A 6,659-nucleotide genomic window follows, 5' to 3' on the forward strand; every position below is an offset into this window, starting at 1 on the left:
TGCTCAGACCTGCCGTTCCGGCAGGCGCAGCACCAGTCCGTCGAGGTCGGGCGTGATCCTGATCTGGCAGGATAGACGGCTGCTCGGCAGGCGGTCGCAGGCTGTGCCGTCGAGCAGGGCGTCTTCCTCGTCGCCCATCGGCGGGAGGCGCACAAGCCAGCCATCGTCGACATAGACATGGCAGGTGGCGCACATGGCGTTGCCGCCGCATTCGGCCAGAATGCCATCCAGCCCGTGACGGGTCGCGGCCTGCATCGCGCTCTCGCCGTCGCTGATCTCGACCCGATCGCTTCGGCCGTTGGGATGAATGAAGGTGATCGCAGTCATCGCGCCTCTCGTCAGGCCGGAGTGATGGTAACGGGCAGGCTGTCGAGCCCGCGCAGCGTGTTGTTGAAGCGGCGCTTCGGCTCGCCCGTGATCTCGATTTTTGCGACGCGGCGGGCCAAGGCCGACAGCATCACCTCGCCTTCGAGGCGGGCCACGAGCTGGCCGACGCACATGTGGATGCCCGAGCCGAAGCCGACATGGCCGCTGGTGCGCCGGTTGATGTCGTAGCTGTCAGGCTGGTCCCAGCGCCGCGGATCGCGATTGGCCGCGCCGAGGAACATCAGCACCTTCTCGCCCTCGCCGACCGGCGCGCCGCCGAGTTCGACCTCTCTCGTGGTCGTGCGGAAGAAGGTCTGGACCGGGCTTTCGAAGCGCACCGCTTCCTCGAAGGCGTTGCGCGCCAGTGTCGGATTATCGCGCAGCAATTGCCATTGATCCGGAAAGCGGGCCAAGCAATAGATCGCCGCACCGAGGCCGTTGACGGTCGTATCGAGGCCGGCCGACAGCAGCGAGCGCACCAGGAGCGGCGCCTCGGCGGCGGTGATCTCGCCTTCGTCGACGCGCGCGTGGATGCAGGCGCCAAAGCCGCTGGGTGCGAGGTTTTCGCGCTGGCATTGCTCGGCGATGTAGGCCTGGTGCGGCGCCGAACGTTCGATCGCCTCCTGCCGCAACTGGTTCGGCGGACCGAACGCGTTGAACACCAGGCTGGCATAGGGGAGCAGATGCTCGCGGCCCTCGGCCTTCAGTCCGAGCGCATCCGGGAAGACCGAGAGCGGATAGGCTTCCGCAAGATCCTCGATCGCATCGAAACTGCGCTTGTCCAATAGCGCGTCGACCCTCGCTTCGGCGGCAGCAGTGAAGCCGTCGCGCACTTGCTTCATGACGCTAGGGGACAGCACGCGGCTGAGCACGGCGCGCATCCGGGTATGGGCGGGCGGATCGGCTTCGAGAATCAGGCTCGGCGGCCGCCATGGCTTCTCCTTCTTGAAATCGCTCAGGCCGACGCCGCGGCTGGAGCAGAAGGTCGCAGGATCGTTCAGCACCGCATGGACTTCGGCGTAGCGTGCAACGCCATAGACGTTCCACCTATCGAGATAGATGAGCGGCCCCGCCTCCCGCAGGACCTCATGGGTCGGGAAAGGATCAGCGAAGAACTCGATCGCAAAGGGATCAACGTCCAGATGCGGAACGGTGCTGGTCGTGGAAGAGGAGCCGAGTGTGCTCATTCAAGTCCTCCCTCTTGCTTGCCCTATCGCACCAACCGGAATTTTCCACCATCCACTTTGATGAGAAAGGCGGAACGCTCGTCGTAGCCATTGTGGTCGGTCGGACTCATGGTGGACAGCCCGTTGTTCAAATAGACGTCCTTGCCACGCTCAAGCTCGTCGCGCAGCGCCGCCCGGAATTCCGGCGTACCCGGCTTGGCGGTCTTCAAGGCGCTTGCCGCCGCCCTCTTGAACAGCGCGACGGCATCCCACAAATGCGCGGCGAAGATGTTCGGTTTCTGGCCATTCGCCCTCTCATATGCAGAGACAAGCTCTTCTCGCGCCAGCCGGAACGGATCGTTCGCCGGCAGGTCCTCCGCGATGGTGAACGCTTCCCCGGTAAACACGGCGCCTTCGACATTGGCGCCGCCGAGCTTGATGAACTCTTCCGTCGCGACGCCGTGGGTCTGGAAAATCTTGCCGGCATAGCCCCGTTCGCGGAGGGCTTGTTGGGGCAATACGGCCGGCGTGCCCGCGGATGCGACGAACACCGCCTCCGGATTGGTCGCCATCACCTTCAAAGCCTGGCCCGTGACGCTGGTGTCGGCGCGCGCATAAACTTCATGCGTCGTCACCGTCAGGCCAAGCGTCGGAGCGAGCCGGCTGACCTCCTTGTAATAGCCTTCGCCATATCCATCCGAAACCCCGATATAGCCCAGCGTCTTGATGCCCGACTTCGCGATATGTTTGAGAATGGCCGCCGCCATCAGGTCATCGTTCGGCACGACCTTGAACGCCCATTTGCGGCGGTCGTCCATCGGCTGGACGATGGCCGTAGCAGCCGCCAGCGAGATGATCGGGGTTTTCGATTCCATGGCGATATCGAGCATCGGCATCGTCACGGGTGTCAGCGACGATCCGATCAGGATGTCGACGCCGTCCTGGATCACCAGGCGCCGGGCGTTCTGGACGCCCTTGGTGGTATCCGATTCATCGTCGAGCGGGATGTAGACGACTTTTTCGCCGCCGATCTCCTTCGGCAGTGCCGCAACCGTTCGCATCTGTGGTTGTCCGAGCGCCGAGCCCGGTCCGGACGCGGAGACAACGATCCCAACCTTGATGTCCGCATTCGCGTCCGAGGCGCAGAGAACCGCGGTCACGAAGATCCAAAGCCCGGCAAGGCCCAGCCTCATTGTAGTCCCTCCCGCAAGAATTCTTTTTCAAGGCGCGCGGATACGCCGAGGACGTCAGGCACATCCGCGCTCTGCAATTATCGCCTGTCTCGCGGTGTGCGTCTGTCCCCCTGATTGGTGACACATGCCGGCCGAAAAGGGGTGCGGGATGTCGCAGGAGACGCTTCAAACCCGCGGATGTTGCTGATAGGCTTGAAGAAAAATTCGGAGGACGCGATGGGGACAGGAGCGATGGAACCGGGAGATTCGTCAGGCGTCCTTGCGCCGATGGTGCTTGCCATCGGTCGACCTTCGTTCTCGCAGGTCCTGATGGATACGGTTCGGGCCGTGGCCGGTGTCGGCCATTGCATGGTGTTTGCCTTTGAGACGGAGCGGACGGCGCGTTGCGCGCTGGGAATCGGAAACATCGGCATCGGGCCGGACCTCGGCGCCGCGTATTCCGAGCACTTTCATCTGGCCGATCCGAACCGGGAGACGATCCTGCACCAGCGAGCAGTGCCTCGCCCGATCGTCCTGCCGAGCTTTTCCCGCCGCATGTATAGCGACAGCTATAGGAAGATGTTTTTTGAGGATGCGGAGATCGTGGACAAGATCGCTGCCGCGATCTGGGTCGACAGCGCCTGCTTCTACGTGAACTTCTACCGGACCACGGAGCAAGGCCGGTTTACGCGCAGTGAGGCCACACGTCTCTGCAACATGGCGCCGGCCATCACCGCGATCGTGGCGCGTCACTGTCAGGAGGAGGTTGTCGCGGAGGCTCCGACAAAACTGCAGACGCTGTTTGCGACCCGCGAGCCGTTCCTCAGGCTGACCGGCCGGGAGAAGGACGTCTGCCTGCGGATCCTGTCGGGCTATGGGTCAGAGGCGATCGCGGCGGATCTCGGGATCAGCCTGCACTCGACCTTCACCTATCGCAAGCGAGCCTACGAGAAGCTCGGCATCTCCTCGCAAAACGAACTGTTCAGCATTGCATTGCGCCTGATGGCGCTGCCCCGCTCCGCGCATTAGCCGGGAGTTCCTGTCCCCAACCAGCGGGACAGACGTCCCTCCGACTCCTCGGGTACCCTTTGAGGAATACCCGGAGGGCCAAACCGTGAGCACTGCGCCTCGTATCGATATCGACGTCGCGGCATTCTGGAGCGATCCCTATCCGATGCTTGCGAATTTGCGTCGGGATGCCCCGATCGCATTAGTGCCGCAGCTCGGCAGCACGCTGCTCTGCAGTCGCGAGGACATCTTCATCTCGGAAAAGCAGATCGACGTCTTCTCATCGCACCAGCCCGCAGGCCTGATGAACAGGCTGATGGGCCACAACATGATGCGCAAGGATGGCGACGCTCACCTCGAAGAGCGGAAGGCAATCTTTCCTGCCGTGTCTCCGAAGACCGTCAAATCTCACTGGACGGCGCAATTCCAGGCCCATGCCGACCGCATCATCGCCGAGCTCGAGCCCGCGGGTGCATGCGATTTCGTGCGCGACTTCGCGCTGCCGTTCTCGGCGGAGTGTTTGAAATCGATCACCGGGCTGACCAACATGCGCTTTCAGGACATGAACGCGTGGTCGCAGGGGATGATTGACGGCATCGCCAATTATATTGGAGACCCCGCCGTGGAGGCGCGCTGTCACGCTGCGACTTCGGGCATCGATGCGGCCATCGACGACATGCTGCCGGTGCTCAGCAAGAAGCCCGATCAAAGCCTGCTCGGCGTGATGCTCGCATCCGGCATGCCGATGGAGAGCGTGCGCGCCAACATCAAGCTTTCGATCAGCGGTGGTCAAAACGAACCGCGCGACGCGATCGCCGGTACCGCGTGGGCGCTGCTGACGCATCCCGATCAACTGAGATCGGTCATGGATGGCAAGATTCCCTGGATGCAGGCATTCGAGGAATATGCCCGCTGGATCTCGCCGATCGGCATGTCGCCGCGCCGCATCGCCAAGCCGTGGAAAATCCGTGACGTTGCCTTTGAGCCCGAGGATCGGATGTTCCTGATGTTCGGCTCGGCCAACCGCGACGAAAAACATTTCGAACGCGCTGATGAGTTCGACCTTGGCCGCGACACCAGCAAAAGCATCGCGTTCGGCGCCGGCCCGCATTTTTGCGCCGGCGCCTGGGCCTCGCGCGCCATGGTCGCCGATGTTGCGCTTCCGGCTATCTTTGCCAGGCTGAAGAACCTCCGCATCGTCGAGAACGAGCCTGTGCGGATCGGCGGCTGGGCGTTTCGCGGGTTGCTCAATTTACCTATTGCATGGGGTTAGGCACCTCAAGAGATTCGCTTTCAACGGATAGCTACAGAGAACGGCACGTCCAGGTTTTTTCCGACTGGATGCGACCGGCTGTCGCGGTGCGCGGATGGTAACGCTTGCTGCACTGCGAGGTGATCGGTTCGCAATTGAAGTCCGGCATCGCGCGGAGTAGCGTAGCGAATAGCGAACCTGGTTTTGGGAGCGCGCCGCGATGAAGGAATATCCTGAGAAGGAAAACCCTGAGCGAAAAATTCCTCGGCGTGATTTGCTTCGCCTGACCATCGCGGGTAGCGGCGCGGCCGCCGTCGGCGCGCTGTTGTCACTGCCGGCAGCCACGCAATCGGTCGATATGAAGGACAAGCGCAGGGCGCGCTATCAGGCCGATTCCGCTGAGGTTCGAGACTTCTACCGCGTCAACAGCTACCCCGGCGCCCGCTAGAGGAGGCGTTCGTGCTGATCAGGAAGTCGGATCGTCGTCGAGGAAGTGCAAGGCCTGTTCTCGCGCAAGCGGACAGGCCAGGCGGCGGATTGGATCGCCGCACTTTTCTGCAGCGTTCGGGCATCGCTGCCGGTACGCTCGCGGCGCTCGGCGAGCTCGCGCTGAACGGCGTGCGCAAGGTGGAGGCCGGCCCGCCGCCGCCTGCGAGCGCGCCCGTTGAGACCCGCAAGAATATCTGCACCCATTGTTCGGTCGGCTGCTCCGTCATCGCCAAGGTCGCCAGTGGCGTCTGGATCGGGCAGGAGCCGGACTATGACAGCCCGATCAATCGCGGCTCGCATTGCTGCAAGGGTGCCGCGGTGCGCGACGACGTCCTGAGCGAGCGCCGCCTGCGTTATCCCGTGAAGCTCGTCAACGGCCAGTGGACGCGCATCTCCTGGGAGACCGCGATCAATGAGATCGGCGACAAGCTCATGGATATCCGCCAGAAGGCGGGTCCCGATTCAGTCTATTGGCTCGGCTCGGCCAAGTTCACCAACGAGGCCGCCTATCTCAACCGCAAGCTGGCGGCGTTCTGGGGCACCAACAATTCCGACCACCAGGCCCGCATCTGCCATTCGACGACCGTCACCGGCGTAGCCAATACCTGGGGCTACGGCGCGATGACCAACAGCTACAACGACATCCGCAACGCCAGGACCATCCTGCTGATGGGCGGCAATCCGGCCGAGGCGCATCCGGTCTCGTTGCAGCACATCCTCGAGGGCAAGGAGCTCAACCGCGCCAACATGATCGTGGTCGATCCAAGGATGACGCGGACCGCGGCGCATGCGACCGAATATGTCCGGGTGCGCCCGGGCACCCACATCGCCACCATCTACGGCATGCTGTGGCACATTTTCGAGAACGGCTGGGAGGACAAGGAATTCATCAGCCAGCGCGTCTACGGCGACGATGAAATCCGCAAGGCGGCGGCGAAGTGGAATCCGAAGGAGGTCGAGCGGGTCACCGGCCTGCCCGAGGCGCAGGTCAAGCATATCGCCGAACTGTTCGCCAAGCAGAAGCCGGCGACGCTGATCTGGGCGATGGGGCAGACCCAGTTCGCCACCGGCACCGCCAATGTCCGCGCCAGTTGCCTGTTGCTGCTTGCCACCGGCAATGTCGGCATGCCCGGCGCCGGCGCCAACATCTTCCGCGGCCACACCAACGTGCAGGGCGCGACCGATCTCGGCCTCGATGTGACGACG

General features: G+C 63.2%; 7 protein-coding genes. 4 read left to right on the forward strand and 3 right to left on the reverse strand.

Annotated elements, in window-relative coordinates; genetic code table 11:
• Nucleotides 1-3: 3 nt before the first annotated feature.
• The 3 genes from AAFX91_RS09880 to AAFX91_RS09890 are packed head-to-tail and all read right to left on the reverse strand — an operon-like array spanning nt 4 to nt 2,725.
• A complete protein-coding gene (locus AAFX91_RS09880) occupies nt 4-327 on the reverse strand; it encodes a 2Fe-2S iron-sulfur cluster-binding protein (RefSeq protein ID WP_394566321.1) in 324 nt (107 codons plus the stop codon).
• 11 nt (nt 328-338) lie between these two features.
• A complete protein-coding gene (locus AAFX91_RS09885) occupies nt 339-1,553 on the reverse strand; it encodes a cytochrome P450 (protein WP_394566322.1) in 1,215 nt (404 codons plus the stop codon).
• Nucleotides 1,554-1,576: 23 nt separating this feature from the next.
• On the reverse strand, nt 1,577-2,725 hold the full coding sequence (locus AAFX91_RS09890) for an ABC transporter substrate-binding protein (protein WP_130580496.1): 1,149 nt from the start codon (nt 2,723-2,725) through the stop codon (nt 1,577-1,579).
• A 231-nt stretch (nt 2,726-2,956) separates the two neighbouring features.
• Between AAFX91_RS09890 and AAFX91_RS09895 the strand changes: the two genes are divergently transcribed.
• The 4 genes from AAFX91_RS09895 to AAFX91_RS09910 form a co-directional block, all read left to right on the forward strand.
• Nucleotides 2,957-3,733, forward strand: coding sequence for a helix-turn-helix transcriptional regulator (locus tag AAFX91_RS09895; RefSeq protein ID WP_394566323.1), 777 nt, complete (start codon nt 2,957-2,959; stop codon nt 3,731-3,733).
• Between the two features lie 85 nt (nt 3,734-3,818).
• Nucleotides 3,819-4,985 (forward strand): cytochrome P450, encoded by a 1,167-nt coding sequence (locus AAFX91_RS09900; RefSeq protein WP_130580498.1) that lies wholly within the window; start codon nt 3,819-3,821, stop codon nt 4,983-4,985.
• Between the two features lie 199 nt (nt 4,986-5,184).
• Nucleotides 5,185-5,412: a formate dehydrogenase gene (locus AAFX91_RS09905; RefSeq protein WP_130580499.1), complete on the forward strand. Its 228-nt coding sequence runs from the start codon at nt 5,185-5,187 to the stop codon at nt 5,410-5,412.
• Between the two features lie 11 nt (nt 5,413-5,423).
• Nucleotides 5,424-6,659 (forward strand): molybdopterin-dependent oxidoreductase (locus AAFX91_RS09910; protein ID WP_394566324.1); only part of this gene is annotated, 1,236 nt, incomplete at its 3' end.

It is taken from the genome of Bradyrhizobium sp. 31Argb, assembly GCF_043638955.1.
Taxonomy (GTDB): domain Bacteria; phylum Pseudomonadota; class Alphaproteobacteria; order Rhizobiales; family Xanthobacteraceae; genus Bradyrhizobium.